Source organism: Streptomyces sp. KL116D (assembly GCF_030766975.1).
In the GTDB taxonomy this organism is placed as follows: domain Bacteria; phylum Actinomycetota; class Actinomycetes; order Streptomycetales; family Streptomycetaceae; genus Streptomyces; species Streptomyces longispororuber_A.
Genome location: NZ_JASERH010000124.1, coordinates 40728 through 58214, shown reverse-complemented (window position 1 = coordinate 58214; position 17487 = coordinate 40728). Strand labels below are relative to the sequence as shown.

The following is a 17487-nucleotide window of genomic DNA, read 5'->3' as shown; positions in this document are numbered from 1 at the left end:
CTCACCGCAGCTCTTCGGGACAGGGCGTCCCCCGCGACCACTCGTACGGCGCGGCCAGCCGGTACGTCCCGGCCCGCGGCGCCAGCAGCACGGTCCACTTGTCGCCGGAGGCGTCCTCCTCGGTCTCCATCAGACACCCGTGGACGTTCGCGAACCGCTTCGGCAGGCTGTCGTTCTCCTCCCGCGCCCGCTTCGACGCCTCGGTCTCCTCCGGCGCACCCAGCTTCTTGCCGTCCGCGTCGACGACCGACAGCCACGGCGAGTACGGGACGCGGATCAGGATCCGGCCGGGCCGGGTGACGTCGATGGTCAGCTCGCTCTGCTCGGCGGCGTCGACCACCGCGTTCGGCTCGGCCATCGGCGTCGCGTCGGTGACCTCGAACAGCTGCCAGTTGGCGTCGCCCCACACCTGCTTGAGGTAGGGCAGCCCGCGCTGCACCAGCTCGCGCTCCCGCTCGCTGCCCTTCCCGTCCGGCTCGCCCTTGGGCAGCACCACGTACCGCACGGCCCAGCGCTTGAGCCACTCGTGGTAGTTCGCCGAGTTGAGGGTGTCGTCGTAGAAGAGGGGGTTGCGCTTCATGTCGGCCTGCCGGGTCCAGCCGCGCGCCAGGTTCACGTACGGGGCGAGCGCGGAGGCCTCGCGGTGCGAGCGGGCGGGCACCACCTCGACGCGGCCGCGCTCCGCCTTGACCTCCTGCAACTCGTTGACGAGCGGCGCCAGCTCGCGGGCCCAGGAGGCCTCCGGGGTCGTGTGCACCACGTCGTCCACGGACTTGAAGCCGATCCAGGCGTTGAGTCCGACGAACGCGACCACGACGACGTACCACTTGCGCGAGCGCGGCACGGTGAACGGCAGCGCGGCGAGCAGGGCGACGCCCGCGAACAGCATCGGCAGGCGCGTGATGTTGGAGCCGATCTGCGAGCTGATCAGCCAGACGAGCAGGACGGCCAGGGTGTAGACGGCGGACGTGATCCGGACCGTCACCCACTCCTTGGGCACCAGGACGCAGACGAGCACGCCGTAGACGACCGGCAGCAGCGCCGACCAGAACGACATCGGCTGCGTGCCGGAGAACGGGAACAGCCACGCGGAGAGTCCGACCACGACGGCGGGCGCGAGCCCGAGCGCGTACGCGCCCGGCCGTCTCTTCTGCAGGAAGAGGGCGACGGCGACCAGACCGACGAACAGCCCGGCCACCGGCGAGCAGGCCGTGGCGATCCCCGCGAGCGGCGCGGCGGCGAGGGCCTTCGCCCACCGCTTGTAGCGCCAGCGGTACGGCCAGCAGAAGACGACGGCGGTCGCGGCGAGCCCGAACATCATGCCGAGCCCGAAGGTGACCCGGCCCGACGCCGCGTTGCACAGCAGCGCGAAGACGCCCGCGAGGGCGGGCCAGAGCGGCTTGGTGACGACGCGGGTGCGCACGAGGATCAGCGTCAGCAGAGCGGCGGAGAGCGTCCCCGCGACCATCATGGTCGTCCGCACGCCGAGCACCGACATCAGGTACGGCGACACCACGCTGTACGACACCGGGTGCATGCCGCCGTACCAGGCGAGGTTGTACGCGGAGTCGGGGTGCCGGCCGACGAACTCGGCCCAGGCGTCCTGGGCCGCCAGGTCACCACCACTGTTCGCGAACGTGAAGAACCAGATGAGGTGCAGGACGCCGGCGACGGCGGTGACGACGATGACGGGATGCCGGGCGGCGCGCGCCAGCCGGCCGACCGGACCCGCGTCGGGTCCCGCGGGCGGCGGCTCCTCGGTCCCGGGCGGCTGCTCGGGAAGCCGTATTCGTACGTGCCCCGAGCCCGGCTCTGCGTCGTCGGCGCGCGTCGGCTCCGCTGTGGCCACTGCTGACACTCCCGTACGTACCGTGTGAACGACCGAGGGAACGTCCCGGTCCTGCCCCGGTCTCGCGACGCTAGCACGGGGTGCCCGAACGGGCGCCGCGGGAGGCCGGTGCGGACCAGCCTCCCGCGAACGCCCTATCCGACGCGCTTGATTTTCGCCCCGAAGCCGGGCTCGGCCAGGTCGCTCTGGAGGGCGACGGGGATCTCGACGGCGTCGTTCTTGCCGTCGCCGACGTTCAGGACGCCGACCACCGTGCCGGCCTTCGCCGAGTGCGGGACGGGCGTGCCCTTCTGCTCGCCGAGCTCCAGCTTCACGGTCAGGCCCGACCAGCCGACGGCCGTGACGTCCTTCGTGGCGACCACCGGGGTGGTGCCGCCGAGCCCGTCGTCGACCTCGCCCACGACGTCGCCCTTCTTGACGACGGTCTTGGCCGTGAGGGCCTTCTGACCCGCGGCGATCAGCCTGCCGACGACGCCGGTGACCTCGTCGATGTTGGCGACGCCGTTGCTCCCGTACTGGCCGAGGGCGGCGCCGATGATCGTCTGCGTCTTGCCCGCGACGGTCTTCTCCGCGGCGAACAGGATGTTGCCGCCCGCCGCGGTGGTCGTGCCGGTCTTGATGCCGACGGCGACGGTCGGGACGAGGCCGAGGAAGTTCTTCTGCTCCTCGCCGTTCAGGTCGACGTACTTGGGCTGCTTGGAGATCTCCTTGAAGACCGGGTTCTCCATCGCGGCCCGGCCCAGCTTCACCAGGTCGGAGGCGGTGGACACGGTCGTCTTGTCCAGGCCGCTGGGGTCCGTGTACGTCGTGTTCGTCATGCCCAGCTCCTTCGCGGTCGCGTTCATCTTCTTGACGAACTCGTCCTCGGAGGAGCTGCCGCTGTCCCAGCGGGCGAACAGCTTGGCGATGTTGTTCGCGGACGGCAGCATGACCGCCTGCAGGGCCTCGTACTCGGAGATCTTCTGGCCCTCGGTGACCTTGACCACCGACTCGTTCTCGGCCTTGCCGGTCTCGTAGTGCTTCTGCGCGGCGGCGTCGACCGGGATCAGCGGACCCTTCTCGCCGGTCTTCAGCGGGTGGTCGCGCAGGATCACGTACACGGTCATGACCTTGGCGATGCTCGCGATCGGCACGGGCTTCTGGTCGCCCGACGTGCCGAACGTGCCGATGCCGTTCACGTCCATCGCGGCCTGGCCCTGGGTGGGCCAGGGCACGGACGGCTTGCCGCCGTCGAACGAGACCGTCTGCTGGGCCGTGAGGTTCAGGGTGGGCGTCGGCAGCGGACGTACGGCCTGCACGATCGCAAACACGACGACCAGGAGCAGGACGAGCGGCGTCCAGATCTTGACCCGGCGCACCGCGGTACGGACCCGGGTCTCCGCGGGCGGCGGGGTGTTGGTCAGCTCGGCGAGCAGGTCCAGCGGGGGCTTCGGCGGCAGCGGCTGCTGCGTCGTCCGCTCCGGGGCGGGCGGCTCCGCCGGGGTCTCGGGCTTCGGCTTGGCGGCGCCGACGCCTTCGTCGAGCGGCTTCAGCGGTACGAACCGGCTGGTCCGCTCGGCCTCCGACTCCTCCTTGCGCCCACTCCCGCTGCCACCCGCGGCGGGCGACTTGAGCATGGTGGTCGGCTGGTCGACCGGCGGCGCGACGGCCTTGAAGACGGCGGTGGGCTGATCGACCGCCACACCGGGCTTGGACTTGGCGTCGGGCTTGGAGCCTGACTTGGCGTCGGATTTGGGCTCCGCGTCGGCCTTGGCGTCGGACTTCGGCTCCGCGCCGGCCTTGGCGTCAGCAACGGCCTTCGGCTCGGCGTCAGCCTCAGGCTTCGACTCGGGCTCCGCGCCGGGAGTCGCCTTGGGCGCGACGGCAGGCTCAGGCTCGGCGTCAGCCTTGGCCTCAGCGGCGGGCTTCGGCTCGGCATCGGCCTCAGGCTTCGTGCCGGGGGCCGCCTTGGCATCGGCCTTGGGCGCGGCAGCAGTTTCAGGCTTGGCGTCGGCCTTCGCCTCAGCGGCGGCCTTCGGCTCGGCGTCGGAGGCGTCGGCCTCAGGCTTCGGCTCGGGCTCCGCGTCGGAGGCTTCAGGGCTCGACACCGGCTCGGGCTCGGGCTTCGCATCAGCCTTGGCAGCGCCGGCCGCGGCCTTCGGCTGCGCGTCGGCACCGTCGGCACCGGACTCGGCGTCGGCGTCGTCAGCAGGCTTCGGCTCGGCGTCGACCGCGGCCTTCGGCTCCGCGTCGGCATCGCTGTCGGCACCGGACTCCGGCGAGGCAGGCGTCGCCACCGAGCCGTCCTCGGCCTCACCGGAGGCGCCGGACCCGGCCTCGGCGTCGCCGGCGGCACCGTTGTCAGCGGACTCGGCGTCGGACTTCGGCGCCGCGGCAGCGTCGCCCTCGCCCTCCGAGCCCCCGGCCACCCACGCCGCCACCGCGGCCCGCAGGCGCGCGTCACCCGGTTCCTCGGGGCCGGGCTCGGGCTCGGGCGCGGAACCGGACGACGTCCCGGCCACGTCCCGTACCGAGAAGACCGCAGTCGCCTGGTCCACACCGGACGCCGACGGAGTCTCCCGCGCCACCGCGAGACGCGGATCGTCCGGGGCCGGGCCTCCCGACGCCTTCTGCTCTTCCGACCTGTCGGGGGTCCCCGCCACCGATGCCTCCTCGACCGCTAACCACGAAACGCCGGACAGACCAGCCCTGTCCGAACCATGTACCAGTGTCCTGTGTGGGGGCTTAACCCCCGTGGTAGACGAGAACGACATACCTGCCGGTTCCCACCCAAAGCCCCCACGCACTCTCGACAGACCAATGTGAGAGGGGTCACCCTGTCAGACATCCACGCGGGGAGGCATGGATGGGCAGGAGCCGCAGAACACTTCCGGAGGAGCTTCTGCTGCTCGCTCTGGACCCGGCCACGGGTACCACAGCGCAGCCGCAGTCGCTCGACCTAGGTCTGGCCGGAGCACAGCTAGTAGAGCTGGCGCTGGCCGGACGGATAGCCCCAGACGGGGATCGTATCGCCGTGGTGGCACCACGGCCGACCGGAGATCCGACACTGGACTGCGCATTGGAGTTGCTGCGAAGGCGTGGCGCTCCCGTGCGGGCGGTCCACTGGATTGGCGGGCCGCGTCTCGGGCTGCGCCAGACCTACCTCTCGCACCTGGAGCGGTGCGGCATGGTGCATGCCGTGGCGGGCCAGATGTGCGGGGTGTTGCCGACGACTCGCTATCAGGCGACGGACACGGCGATCAGCCGGGAGATCAGGTCCCGGCTGGATTCAGCGATCCGTACCGGCGTCCCGCCGGACCCACGGACCGCGGCGCTCGCCGCGCTGGCCCACGCGGTCGGACTCGGCAAGCACCTGTACCCGGGCAACGAGGGTCGGTCCTCGCGCTCCCGGCTGCGGGACCTGATCAGGCACGACCCGATGGGCGGCCTCGTGGCGCACGCCGTGATGGACGTCCAGAACGGTGTGGCCGCTCAGCCACGCCGCTCGCCCGCCACCCCGGCGGGCCGGCCGGCACCGGAGCCTGCCAGGGGCGTTCCGATGCAGCCGCGCCGCGGACCCATGGCTCGCGCCGTGGCCCACTAGGCGGTCAGCACCGCATCCGCACGAGTACCCGCACCACGCGCACCACCCGTAACACCCGCAACAGCGCCGCACCGCAGTCCCCATGACCCGGTTCGGGAGCCGCTGTACCGCGCGGGGTGCTGGACCGGACGTCCCTCCTTTCCGAAGGGGACCCCGGCCGGCGCCCCGCGCGGTCGCGTTCGTGCTGCGTATCCCGTGCACATCCGCCGTTTCCCAGCGCCGGGACACGCCGGAGTGGCAATCTGCTGAGCAGCAGATACACAACGTAGGCAGACCCGTACGCAGAACAAGAAAATGCACGCAGCCGGAGGTGCACGTCCCGTGGCGTCCAACGTCAATCCCACCGTCAGGCGACGCCGGTTGGGCCAGGAGCTGCGCCGGCTCCGCGAGCTCAAGGGCATGACCGCCGAAGAGGTCGCCGAGCGCCTGCTGGTGTCGCAGTCGAAGATCAGCCGCCTGGAGAACGGGCGGCGCAGCATCAGCCAGCGCGACGTCCGCGACCTGTGCGGGGTGTACGAGGTCGAGGACCACCGGATCGTCGACTCGCTGATGCAGATGGCCAAGGACTCCCGCCAGCAGGGCTGGTGGCACTCCTTCGGCGACATCCCGTACAGCGTCTACATCGGCCTGGAGACGGACGCCGCGAGCCTGCGCGTCTACGACCCCCAGGTCGTGCCAGGACTGCTGCAGACCCGCGGCTACGCGGAGGCGCTCATCAACGGCGCGCTGCCGGAGACGACGGCGTCGGACATCGAGAAGCGCGTCCAGGTCCGGATGCGGCGCCAGGAGCGCATCCAGGCGCCCGACAACCCGCTGCGCCTGTGGACCGTCCTCGACGAGGCGGCGCTGCGCCGCGGGGTCGGCGGCAAGAGCGTGATGCGCGAGCAGCTGGAGCACCTGGTCGAGCAGTCGCAGCTGCCGCACGTGACGGTCCAGGTGATCCCGTTCGAGATGGGGGCACACCCCGGGCTCAACGGTCAGTACGCGATTCTGGAGTTCCCGGACGCGGCGGATTCCAGCGTCGTCTACATCGAGGGCGTCACCAGTGATCTTTACCTGGAGAAAGCCAATGATGTCCAGAAGTACAGCGTCATGTACGAGCATCTCAGGGCACAGGCGCTGAACGTGGAACAATCGCGACAGTTCATCTCCGACATCGCCAAGGAATACTCCCGCTGACGATCAAGGGTGGACGCGAGGACGAACGCGGGCGCGGATCTCCGGAAGGCCGGATTCCGCGCCCTCTTTCACTCCTCCGGGATGAAGGCGCCGCACGGTACACCTTCGCCTCGGGAGGATGGAAGCCCCCAACTGAATATGCCATCCGGTTGAGTGAATGCCCGCTTCACGCACCGAAGTTGGCGAGTAGCGTCGATCACGCCATCAAGACAACATCGTTGGCGAGAACCGCTCTGGACCTCCATGAGCGGGGATGCAATTCGTCCACTGGCTAAACCGGAGCAAACATGGCAATCAAGCAGGGCGCCACGGAATCCTGGATCAAGTCCTCGTATTCCACGGGTAACGGCGCGTGTGTAGAGGTCAAGTCGCCCGAGCTGCGCGCGATCGCGGTGCGGGACTCGAAGGTCTTCGAGGGACCCTCGATCGGCTTCTCTCCCGAGTCGTGGAATCTCTTCGTGCACGAAGTGAGCAAGTGAGCACTGGTTCCTTCTGAGTGAAGAACGGCACAACAATCGCATATGCACCACAAAGCACCACATGCGTTACCTGCACCACAAAGCAACACATGCACCACACGCGTCACAGTAGGAGCCCTCTCGACTGGCCCGCCGTCCTAGCCGAGGGGGCTCGGCCGTGTTCCCGGCCGCTCAGCGCAGCCGGTCGACGTAGCGGTCCGTCCCCGGCACCGTCGGGACGAACGGCGCCACCAGCTCCACCCGCGCCCCGAGCCCGGCGCCCGCCACCTGCTCCCCGAGCCCGGCGAAGTGCTCCTGCCAGCACTCGCGGGGATCGGCCTCCAGGAACCACAGCAGCGTCAGCCGGGTGTCGACGCCCTCGACCTGCTTCACATAGGTCATCCGGTCCCCCGGCAGCGGCGTCGGCCGGAACAGCGTGACCATCGCCGCCGGTGAACCGGCGAGCACCTTGGGCAGGTGCCGCGCGCGCAGCCACTCCAGCAGACCGGCCCGCTGCTCGGCCCGTTCGACGTCGATGACCTCCACGACGAGACCCGCGTACGGATGGTCGAGCGCGTGGAAGTCGCGCGGACCGGCCGCCCCGTCCCGGTAGACCGTCGCCTCGTGGTCCTGGAACGCCGTGAACACGTGGGTGCGGTCCTGGTAGACGCGCCCGTCCCGGTTGAGTCGCTTGTTGATGCCGACGGTCCACTTCATGTGGTCGTCGTAGCGGCCCTCGGTGACCCAGTACGTGGAGATGTAGCAGCCCGCGGTGACCGGCTCGGCGACCGCCGACTTCTCCGGGTAGCGCAGGAGTTGGAGATCGCGGGTGGCCACCCAGCGGCGTCCCGCGTACATCCACGGCATGGCCATCGCGCCGGCGTAGTAGTGGTCGTCCTCGTACCAGCGGTTGTACGCGTACTCGTGGCCCGGGTGCGGTTCGACCATGGTGATCAGGGCGTGCCCCGGGCGCACCCCGTACGGGCCGACGGCCGCCAGTTCCGCGTAGGTCTCGCTGTGCGTGTCCATTCCCGCTGCTCCCCTTCCGGTACCAGCCCCGCTTCCGGTTCCAGCTCCGGCTTCCGGTTCTGGGCCTTCCAACCTCCGCCTGACGCCCATACTCTGACGCCCCGTCAGAAAGATGGCCAGAGCCTGGAGGCGTCCAATGGGGAATGGTGAGCTGCTCGCCGGAAAGACCGTGATCGTCTCGGGGGTCGGCGCCGGGCTCGGCCACCAGGTGGCGGCGGCCGTGGTGCGGGACGGCGGCAACGCGGTGCTCGGCGCGCGCACGGAGGCCAACCTGGCCAAGTCCGCCGGGGAGTTGGACCCGGCCGGGACGCGGACGGCGTACCGGGCGACGGACATCACCGACGAGACCCAGTGCGCCGCCCTCGCGGAGCTGGCCCGCGAGCGGTTCGGCGGGGTGGACGCCGTGGTCCACGTCGCCGCGTGGGACAGCTACTTCGGGGGCCTGGAGGACGCCGACTTCGACACCTGGCGCGAGGTCGTCGACGTGAACCTGCTCGGCACCCTGCGGATGACCCGGGCCTGCCTGCCCGCCCTCAAGGAGCGCGGCGGCTCCGTCGTCATCATCGGGACGCAGTCGGCGGTGGCCGCGCCCTCCCAGGTGCGCCAGGCCGCGTACGCGGCGTCCAAGGGCGCCCTGACGAGCGCGATGTACTCCCTGGCGCGGGAGCTGGGCCCGCACCGCATCCGGGTCAACACGGTGCTGCCCGGCTGGATGTGGGGGCCGCCGGTGCAGGCCTACGTCCAGTTCACCGCGCACACCGAGGGCGTGCCGGAGGACGAGGTCCTGGGGCGGCTCACCGAGCGGATGGCGCTGCCGGAGCTCGCCACCGACGGCGACGTGGCCGACGCGGCGGTCTTCTTCGCGTCGGACCGGGCCCGCGCCATCACCGGCCAGCAGCTCCTGGTGAACGCCGGCGAGCTCATGCACTGACCATTCATGTACAGGTAGGGGGAGTTGACGCTCCTTCCACGCGACCGCACGGGACCCGCATCCCGTGCGGTCGTTTCCGTCTGCGCGGCTGTCGAGGGCACTGACGAAGTGCCCGCCCATGGTGTGGGCCAGGTCACGTTCACGACAACTCCCCTCCTGGTCACGAAAAAGCAAAATCGTTCGACTTGCTGATCTCGGTTCACATCCGTGACCTCTGGAACCCTTGACCGGCCCGCCGAACAAGGGGTTCAATCCCCAAAGTCCCCACTCCGCACGGGGGCGCCCGCTGAAACGGACGTACTGACGAAGAGCCGCAACGTTCACAAGGCGGACCCCTGGAGGGGGCACATGAACAGTCTCGACTGGGCCGTGCTCATCGGCTACTTCGGCGTGATGATCGCGATCGGCGTCTGGTCCCACAAGCGTGTGGACAACGTCTCGGACTTCTTCACGGCCGGCGGAAAGATGCCGTGGTGGCTGTCCGGCATCTCGCACCACATGTCCGGCTACAGCGCGGTGATGTTCACCGGCTACGCCGGCATCGCCTACACGTACGGCGTGACGTCCTTCGTCACCTGGTCCTTCCCGATCGCGCTCGGCATCGCCATCGGCGCGCGGCTGTTCGCGCCGCGCATCAACCGGCTGCGCTCCCGGCTCCACGTGGCGTCCCCGCTGGAGTACCTGAAGAACCGCTACAACCTGCCCACCCAGCAGGCGCTCGCCTGGTCCGGGATGCTGCTGAAGATCGTCGACGTGGGCGCCAAGTGGGCCGCGATCTCGACCCTGTTGTCGGTGTTCACAGGTGTGTCCCTCAACCAGGGCATCCTGATCACCGGTGTGATCACCGCGATCTACTGCACCATCGGCGGACTGTGGGCCGACGCGCTCACCGAGCTGGGCCAGTTCGTCATCCAGCTCCTGGCCGGCATCGCGATGTTCGTCGCGGTCGTCAGCAAGCTCGGCCCGCACGGCGGCTTCTTCGGCGTCTGGGACGAGCCGGAGCTGGCCGGGCACGGCAAGCCGCTCGTCGGCCCGTACGGGACGGTCTTCCTGCTCGCGTTCCTCTTCATCAAGCTCTTCGAGTACAACGGCGGCATGCTCAACCAGGCCCAGCGCTACATGGCGACGGGCTCCGCGAAGGAGGCGGCGCGCTCGGCGAAGCTGTCGGCGGCCCTCTGGCTGGTCTGGCCGGTCGTCCTCTTCTTCCCGATGTGGATGTCGCCGCTGCTGGTCCACGCGCAGAAGCCGGACGGCTCCGACTCGTACGCCCTGATGACCGAACAGCTGCTGCCGCACGGCCTGTTGGGTCTCGTCATCGTCGGTTTCTTCTCGCACACGATGGCCATGTGCTCCTCCGACGCCAACGCCATCGCGGCCGTCTTCACCCGTGACGTGGCACCGGTCCTGTCCGCGAAGGCGCGGATGTGGAACGAGCACAAGGGCCTGATCGCGGCGCGCCTGACGACGGTCATCTTCCTCGGTCTGTCCATGGCGGTGGCGACGCAGGTCAACTCGCCCACGTTCAAGGACATCATCACCGTCGTCATCAAGTGGGTCGCGGGTCTCATGGGCCCGATCGCGATCCCCATGATGCTGGGTCTGCTGCGCACCTTCCGCAAGTCGGGCCCGACCGCGGCGCTCACCGGCTGGGGTCTCGGTCTGCTGGCGTTCTGGCTGGTCAACTACCCGATCAACTGGAGCGTCGAGGGCGGCGTGCCGCTCCAGTACCAGGTGTCGATCCCGCTGGCCGTCTCGCTGGTCCTCTACATCGTCGTCGGCTACATCAAGCCGGAGGACACCCCCGAGCGGGACGCCCTCATCGAGCGGATCAACACCGACGACGACGGCTCGGACTCGGCCGCGGCGGCGATCCCGTCCCCGGCGGGCGCGCAGGACGACGTCCAGCGCCTCTGACCGCGGGACGAGCACGCACGAGGTTCACGCACGAGGAACACGCACGCCGGAACACGCACGCCGGGCCCGCAGGCGACAGCCGCCTGCGGGCCCGCGCGCCGTCACGCCCGCGGATACCGCGCCAGCCACCCCGGCGACGAACCGCCGGGCCCGTGCAGGGCCGCGCCCTGCGTCATCTCCATCGCGAAGTCGTCGGCGAGCTCCAGGATCGTGGCCCGCCCCTCCAGCTCGACCACCCACGCGGGCGGCAGCGCCGTCTCGCCGTGCAGCGCTCCGAGCAGTCCGCCGCAGAGCGCCCCCACCTGCGCGGACGGCCCGCCGTGATGGACGGCGAGCCCCAGCCCGTGCCGGATGTCCTCCCCCACGAGCGCGCAGTACACGGCGGCCGACAACGCCCCGACCGCACCCCCGTCGTCCACGAGTTCACCGACCCGCGCGGCATTGGGCATCCCCTGGCGTACGGCGCCGAGCGCGTGCTTGAGCGCGTCCGCCACGGGAGGATGCCCGGGCCGCGCGGCAAGCAGCGCCAGCGCCCGCTGCACGGCGGCGTCGAGCGATTCGCCGCGCGCCAGGGCGTGCACGATCACCGCGTAGGCGCCCGCGGCCAGATACGCCTCGGGCGAGCCGTGCGTCTGGACCGCGCACTCCACGGCCAGCTGCAGCACGAGCTGCGGCTCCCAGCCGACCAGCAGCCCGAAGGGCGCGGAGCGGGTCGCCGCCTCGGCGCCGGTGGCGTCCGGGTTCTTGGGCTTGTCGAGGGTGCCCATCACGTCGTTGCCGAGGCCGAGCAGCAGCGCCTGGGACGCGCCGCGCCGCGAGTACAGCCACTCCTCGCGGGCCAGCCAGCCGTCCTCCTTGCGCCGCTCGTCGGGCCCCCAGTCGCGCTGGGTGGCGGCCCAGCGCAGATAGGCGCGGTGCACGTCGGTGGGCGGGTGCCAGGCGCCGGTGTCGCGGCGGACCTGGGCGCGGATGAGGCCGTCGACCGTGAACAGGGCGAGCTGGGTGGCGGCGGTGACCGCGCCCACCCGGCCGTAGGCGGGGGTCAACTGGTGGCCCGGCAGTGCTTCGGCGGGCTCGGCCGGGGCGGCGCCCTCCAGGGCGGGCTGGTCGAGCGGGGCGCCGAGGACGTCGCCGAGGGCGGTGCCGAGCAGGGCGCCGCGGACGCGGCTGCGGAAGTCCTGCTGCTCCGCGCGCCCCCAGACGGCCGCTGCGGGCGGTGCACCCATGGGACCCCTCCCGTCACGACCGGCCGACAGCCAGCACTGTAATCGACCGGACGCGACCAGGAACGTTCGCTTCAGCGACTCAAGCGAACTCACCTGGTATGTAACGAGACACCCATGAGGTCAGATCGGCCCGCATTCGCCCAGTTCGCGAAGGTGTACGCTCCGTCCGTCCCGCTGCCCTTCCCCGGCCGTTCACCACCACGTCGCGCCCCGCTTCCCGGCGCCCCGAAACATCCGCCCCATGACGCACATGACTCGTGTCAGGACCTCGGCTCCTGCCCTCGGCGCCCTCCCGGCCGCCGCACTCCTCGTCGCCCTCGCCGCGCCCGCCGCCTCCGCCCACCCGGGCCCGGCCCCCGCCCGCATCCCGTTCACCCACGCGACGGTGACGGCCGCCGCGACGCCCGGTACGTACGAGATCTCCTGGCAGGCCCCCGGCACCCGGCACGTCGCCGTCCGGGCGGGCGGCCGCACGGTCGCGAGCGGCGGGTCGACCGGCAGGGTCACCGTCACCGGGCTCCCCGCGCACGCGGACCGTCAGTGGTTCGACCTGGTGCCCGACCACGGCCGGGGCCTGCACCTCGCCGACCGCCTCATCAAGCTCGACGGCACCGTCAACTTCCGTGACGCGGGCGGCTACCGCACCCGCGACGGCCACTGGGTGAAGATGGGCGAGGTCTACCGCTCCGACGCCCTGGACAAGCTGACCGACGCCGACCTCGCCAAGCTGAAGCGGCTCGGCATCACCACGGACTACGACCTGCGGACGGCCGGCGAGCGCGCCGCCGCCCCCGACCGGGTGCCCGCCGGCACCCGGTACGTCGTCGCGGACGTACTGGCCGGCTCCGACATGACGACCACGATGCCGACCACCGAGGCCGGCGCGGTCGCCATGATGACCGACGGCGAGAAGTTCATGGTCAGCGGCGCCACCGCCAAGTCGGCCTACCGCAAGGTCTTCTCGGGCATCGTCGGCGGCGACGGCGCCCTCTTCCACTGCACGGCGGGCAAGGACCGCACGGGCTGGGCGAACGCCGCCCTGCTCACCGCCCTCGGCGTCCCCCGCGACACGGTGACCGCCGACTACCTCGCCTCCAACGACTACCGAGCCGGGGCCAACGCGGCGGCGCTCGCGTCGATGACGCCGGAGCAGGCCAAGGTCTACAAGCCGCTGCTCGACGTGCGGGCCGAGTACCTGAACTCCGGGTTCGACGAGGTACGGGACGAGTTCGGGTCGTTCCGGGCGTACGAGAAGGAAGCGCTGGGGCTGGACGCGCGCGGGCTCGCCGAGCTGCGCCGCGAACTGCTGGTCTGACCGGACCGCCCGCCGGGGCTACCCGGCGAACCGGTCCCGGAGCTCGTCCCGCGCCCGGCCCAGCCCCACTCGACACCAATTCGGTACGGGAAGCCGACCTCGCGCGGCCGGAGCCGACGTACCGTCGGCGGCATGCGTCGCGCACCCGCCCTGGCCCTCACCGCGATCACCGCCCTCCTCGCCACCGCCTGCTCGTCCGAGACGGGCGGCCGGGACGGGGACCGGCGCACGCCCACCCCGTCGCCGGCCGCGCCGAGCAGTGCGGCGGCGGGGCCGAAGGGGAAGGCGGTGGTCGCGACGAGCGACTTCAACGGGGACGGGTACGGCGACCTCGTCGTGCCCGCCCCGTGGACCGCGGCGTCGGGGCGCGAGCAGGCGGGGGCCGTGGTCGTCGTGTACGGGGGCGAGGACGGGATCGACCTGCGGCGCAGGCGGCAGACGCTCGTGGCGGTCGGCGGGACGTCCGTGCCCGCGCGGCTGAAGCCTCTGCTCGACCAGGGCCACCGGTTCGGCGAGCACGTCACCGCCGCGGATCTCGACGGCGACGGCAACACCGACCTCGTCGCCTCCCTCGACATCGGGTCGACCGACGACGAACGGGCCGGGGAGTCCGCCGAGGGCGACCACGAACCCGGCCGGGACGAGCAGCAGGCCGGACCCGTGACGCTCGTGCTGTGGGGGTCGCGGATCGGGCTCGAAGAGGTGACCGTGCTGCCGTCCCTGGGCGAGACGGCCACCGGCGACTTCGACGGGGACGGCCACGCCGATCTGGTGACGGGCGGCACGCGCCTGCTCTACGGGCCGTTCGGCCGGGACGGCAGGCAGCGCAAGTCCGGCAGGATCGAGGGAAATTGGGGGGACAGCGGCTCGCCACGGCACGTCGTCGTCGGCGACCTGAACGGCGACGGCCGCGACGACCTCGTCACCTCGCAGGGCTTCGAGGAGATGAGCTACCCGGACCGGTTCCATCCGGGCGGCAAGGACGGGCTGCGGGCGAAGGGCAGGGACGTGACGTCCTACGGACTCGCCGCGGCCGTCGGCGACTTCGACTGCGACGGCTTCGCGGACCTCGCCTCGTACGACATCGGCGCGGTGTCGGAGGACTCCGTCGACAGCGCCGGGCGGGTGCGGGTGCTGTCCGGCGGGCCGAAGGGCCCGGGCGGCTCCGCCGTGTTCCTGACCGCGCCGGGCGGCGGCCGGGCCGGCGACCATACACCGGGCGCCACGAACCAGGGCGACCAGTTCGGCGCCGCCCTCGGCGCGGGCGACGGCGACGGCGACGGCTGCGCCGACCTCGCCGTGGGCGCGCCCGGCACCGACGACGCGGCGGGGCACACCGACGCCGGCGCCGTGTACGTGTTCAAGGGCATGCGGGGCCGCGGCCTGGGCGCCACGCCCGCCCGCACCTACACCCAGGACAGCGCGGGCGTGCCGGGCAACGGCGAGCGCGGCGACCTGTTCGGTTCGGCGGTGTCGTTCCGCGCGGCGACCAAGGGCGCACCGGCGGACCTCGCCGTGGGCGCGGCCGGCGAGGACGGCACGCGCAGCGACTCGGGCGCCGTGTGGGTGCTGCCCGGCGGCCCCACCGGTCCGATCGCGGAGCACGTCGTGTCGTTCGGACCCGCCGCGGTCCACGCCCCGGAAACCGGCGAGCCGGCCACGGACCCCGGCTCCCGGTCGGGCACGGGGTTCGGCGCGACGCTGCGCTGAGGCCCCGCGCCTTCGCCGAGCGCGACCGGGGCGGACGCGCCGCGTCCGGTACGTCCGCCCGTCAGCTCGTGCTCAGCAGACGCAGGGTTCGGTGCCGAAGCCGAGACCGAGGATGTCGGACTGGTCCAGCGCACCGGAGAAGGCGTGCACCTCGTCGACCGAGCCGCGCAGGTACTCGCCCCACGCGCCGTCGACGTGCCCGCGCCCGACCTGCAGCCCGCCGTCGCTGTGCCAGGCACCGTGGAAGGTCGCGGTCGCCTCGTCACTCGTGTAGCCGTCCAGGTAGAGCTTGATCTGGTCGGTCGCGTCGTCGTACACGACCGCCAGTCGCTGGCCCTGGCCCTCACCGCCGTCGGCCAAGGCCGTGCGCGCGACGACGGTTTCCGCCGCCCCGCTGTCATCGGCTCCGGTCACGACCAGCTGCCACTCGTGCTTCGTGGGGACGTACCGCACCTTGAACGCGTCCGCGTGCTCACCACCCTGGGACAGCACCGTCATCGGGTGCGCGGGGTCGCTGTCCGCGAGGCGGACCACCACACCGATGGTGAAGCTGTCACCCGTGTCCACGACGGGCCGGTCCGTGGCGGCGTGGCCGGTCGTGCCGTCCAGAGTCAGGTCGCCGTCGCCCACGAGCGGGTAGTCCGTCGACGGAACGCAGTCCGGGTTCACCGCGCAGTCGTCCTCGACGGCACGGCGGATCGTCGCGCCGTCGGACAGCTGCAGCGGCGCGCCCCCGTACAGTTCCGGGCTCGCCCCGTCCGCCGCGCTCTCCAGGGACCAGTGCCCTGCCAACCGGGCTGTGCGGGCGCCCAGTTCGGCCGCCTCTGCCGGCACGACCACGCGGTCGTAGACCCGGACATCGCCCACTTCGCCCTGCCAGCGGTCGCGGTATCCGGCCGCGCCCCGGGCCCGGCCGATCTGGAAGGCGCCCGCGGCCTCGACCGGCGCCGCCTTCTGCGGCGTGCCGACCTCGTGGCCGTTCACGTACAGCGTGGCGAGCCCCGTCTCGGCGTCGTAGAGGCCCAGCACGTGGGCCCACTCGCCGGTCTCGGGAGTACCGCCGGTGACCTGCGCGCCGCCGATCCGGAAGGACCACACCGGTGCGGAGTCGCTGCCGGGCCGCAGCCCGAGCGTGAAGCCGGGAGCCCCGTCGGCGTCCTGGCTCGCCACGGTCCGCACGGCGTCCGTGGCGGCCGGGCGGACCCAGCCGCCCACCGCGAACGTGCGCCGCGTGTCGACCACGGCCGTGTCCGGGCTCAGGTATCCGTGACCCGTACCGTCCAGGCTCGCGGTGGTCTTCAGCGCGGTGCCGTCGGGCGCCCCCGCGCCGAACGCCACACCGGTGCCGGCCCGGGCGGCAGGCCCCGCCTGCGCCGCGGCCGACTTCGTGCCCGCGGGGTCGGCGAGGTTCCAGTGCGCGACGGGCGCACGGCCCGCCACGACGACGAACGTGTGGTCGATGCGACCGCTGATGCGGCCCGACCGGTCGACTGCCTGCACGCTCAGCGTCTCCGGACCCGTGTCCACCGGCATGAACCGGATACTGACCGGCCCACCGGGCTTCTCCGGCGACGCGGTCTCGTAGGTGCTGCCGATGTACGAGTAGCGGTACTTGACGACGTCGTCGGAGGCCGAGTCCACCGTGAAGGTGCCGTACTCCCCGACGCGCGCGGTCCGGCTGTCCTCGGGGAAGTCCGTCGAGGACACGGTCGGCTTCGCCGGGTTCTCGTCGTCGTAGACGAACTCGCAGACGGAGCCGCCGTCCTCGGAGCTCCACGCGGAGACCGCCTTGCCGTCGTTCGCCCGCACGCGCCAGGACACGACGGTGTTCGGCGGCACGTCGTCGGGCAGCTGCCAGTACGCCGACGTGCCGGACGGCAACATGTACGAGGTGTGGGTCCGGCGCTGCTCCGCGCCGTCGGCATCCGTCCACCAGGCCTCGAACTCGCCCTGTACGGAGTTGCCCTCGGCGGGCTGGTCGTCGCTCTCGGGGTCGTAGAGCACGGCGGTCACCCGCGGCGACTCCGAGACGTACGGCCGCTCCGCCCCCGTGGCGCACGCCTGGCCGCCGGTTTTCAGATCCTGCACGAGTGGCCGCAACGGCGGCAGGTTGTCGGCCGCCAGGGCCGCCGACGGCGCCGCGACGACCGTCAGTGTCGCCGAGCCCACGACGGCTGCCCGTCTGAGTCGGCTCCAAGTCCTTCTACTGCGAGGCATGTTGACCCCTCCCCTGTCGTCCCGCTCTGCCCGCGGGTCGCAGGAGGCTAACAGCAGGTACTGACACGTGAGAGCG

General features: G+C 71.6%; 12 protein-coding genes. 7 read left to right on the top strand and 5 right to left on the bottom strand.

Annotated features, from left to right (window positions below):
- Window position 1 precedes the first annotated feature (1 nt).
- Entirely contained in the window at window positions 2–1849 is a 1848-nt protein-coding gene (locus tag RBJ77_RS45845) for an MFS transporter (protein WP_372350378.1), read from the bottom strand.
- Window positions 1850–1983: 134 nt separating this feature from the next.
- The gene (locus RBJ77_RS45840; protein WP_372350377.1) at window positions 1984–4602 is read right to left on the bottom strand and encodes a D-alanyl-D-alanine carboxypeptidase; all 2619 of its coding nucleotides are present in this window, start codon (window positions 4600–4602) and stop codon (window positions 1984–1986) included.
- Between the two features lie 92 nt (window positions 4603–4694).
- On the opposite strand from RBJ77_RS45840, the gene RBJ77_RS45835 reads away from it, so the two are divergent.
- From RBJ77_RS45835 to RBJ77_RS45825, 3 genes are all read left to right on the top strand, one after another.
- Window positions 4695–5432, top strand: coding sequence for a GPP34 family phosphoprotein (locus RBJ77_RS45835; RefSeq protein WP_255974703.1), 738 nt, complete (start codon window positions 4695–4697; stop codon window positions 5430–5432).
- 321 nt (window positions 5433–5753) lie between these two features.
- Window positions 5754–6611 (top strand): helix-turn-helix domain-containing protein, encoded by an 858-nt coding sequence (locus RBJ77_RS45830; protein WP_372350376.1) that lies wholly within the window; start codon window positions 5754–5756, stop codon window positions 6609–6611.
- 287 nt (window positions 6612–6898) lie between these two features.
- The gene (locus tag RBJ77_RS45825) at window positions 6899–7090 is read left to right on the top strand and encodes a DUF397 domain-containing protein (RefSeq protein ID WP_255974707.1); all 192 of its coding nucleotides are present in this window, start codon (window positions 6899–6901) and stop codon (window positions 7088–7090) included.
- A gap of 171 nt (window positions 7091–7261) precedes the next feature.
- Here the strand turns inward: RBJ77_RS45825 and RBJ77_RS45820 are convergent, their stop codons facing one another.
- Window positions 7262–8098: a hypothetical protein gene (locus RBJ77_RS45820; RefSeq protein ID WP_372350375.1), complete on the bottom strand. Its 837-nt coding sequence runs from the start codon at window positions 8096–8098 to the stop codon at window positions 7262–7264.
- Between the two features lie 136 nt (window positions 8099–8234).
- Between RBJ77_RS45820 and RBJ77_RS45815 the strand changes: the two genes are divergently transcribed.
- Both RBJ77_RS45815 and RBJ77_RS45810 read left to right on the top strand, forming a co-directional pair.
- Window positions 8235–9029 (top strand): SDR family oxidoreductase, encoded by a 795-nt coding sequence (locus RBJ77_RS45815; RefSeq protein WP_255974711.1) that lies wholly within the window; start codon window positions 8235–8237, stop codon window positions 9027–9029.
- Between the two features lie 348 nt (window positions 9030–9377).
- Window positions 9378–10943, top strand: coding sequence for a sodium:solute symporter family protein (locus RBJ77_RS45810; protein WP_372350374.1), 1566 nt, complete (start codon window positions 9378–9380; stop codon window positions 10941–10943).
- Window positions 10944–11044: 101 nt separating this feature from the next.
- On the opposite strand, the gene RBJ77_RS45805 is transcribed toward RBJ77_RS45810, so the two are convergent.
- The gene (locus RBJ77_RS45805) at window positions 11045–12169 is read right to left on the bottom strand and encodes an ADP-ribosylglycohydrolase family protein (RefSeq protein WP_372350373.1); all 1125 of its coding nucleotides are present in this window, start codon (window positions 12167–12169) and stop codon (window positions 11045–11047) included.
- A 241-nt stretch (window positions 12170–12410) separates the two neighbouring features.
- On the opposite strand from RBJ77_RS45805, the gene RBJ77_RS45800 reads away from it, so the two are divergent.
- Window positions 12411–13484 carry a tyrosine-protein phosphatase gene (locus RBJ77_RS45800; protein ID WP_372350372.1) on the top strand — a complete coding sequence of 358 codons (1074 nt, stop codon included), beginning with the start codon at window positions 12411–12413 and terminating at the stop codon, window positions 13482–13484.
- A gap of 132 nt (window positions 13485–13616) precedes the next feature.
- Window positions 13617–15194 (top strand): FG-GAP-like repeat-containing protein, encoded by a 1578-nt coding sequence (locus RBJ77_RS45795; protein ID WP_372350371.1) that lies wholly within the window; start codon window positions 13617–13619, stop codon window positions 15192–15194.
- A 72-nt stretch (window positions 15195–15266) separates the two neighbouring features.
- Here the strand turns inward: RBJ77_RS45795 and RBJ77_RS45790 are convergent, their stop codons facing one another.
- Window positions 15267–17363: a LamG-like jellyroll fold domain-containing protein gene (locus RBJ77_RS45790; protein WP_372350370.1), complete on the bottom strand. Its 2097-nt coding sequence runs from the start codon at window positions 17361–17363 to the stop codon at window positions 15267–15269.
- Window positions 17364–17487: the final 124 nt, after the last annotated feature.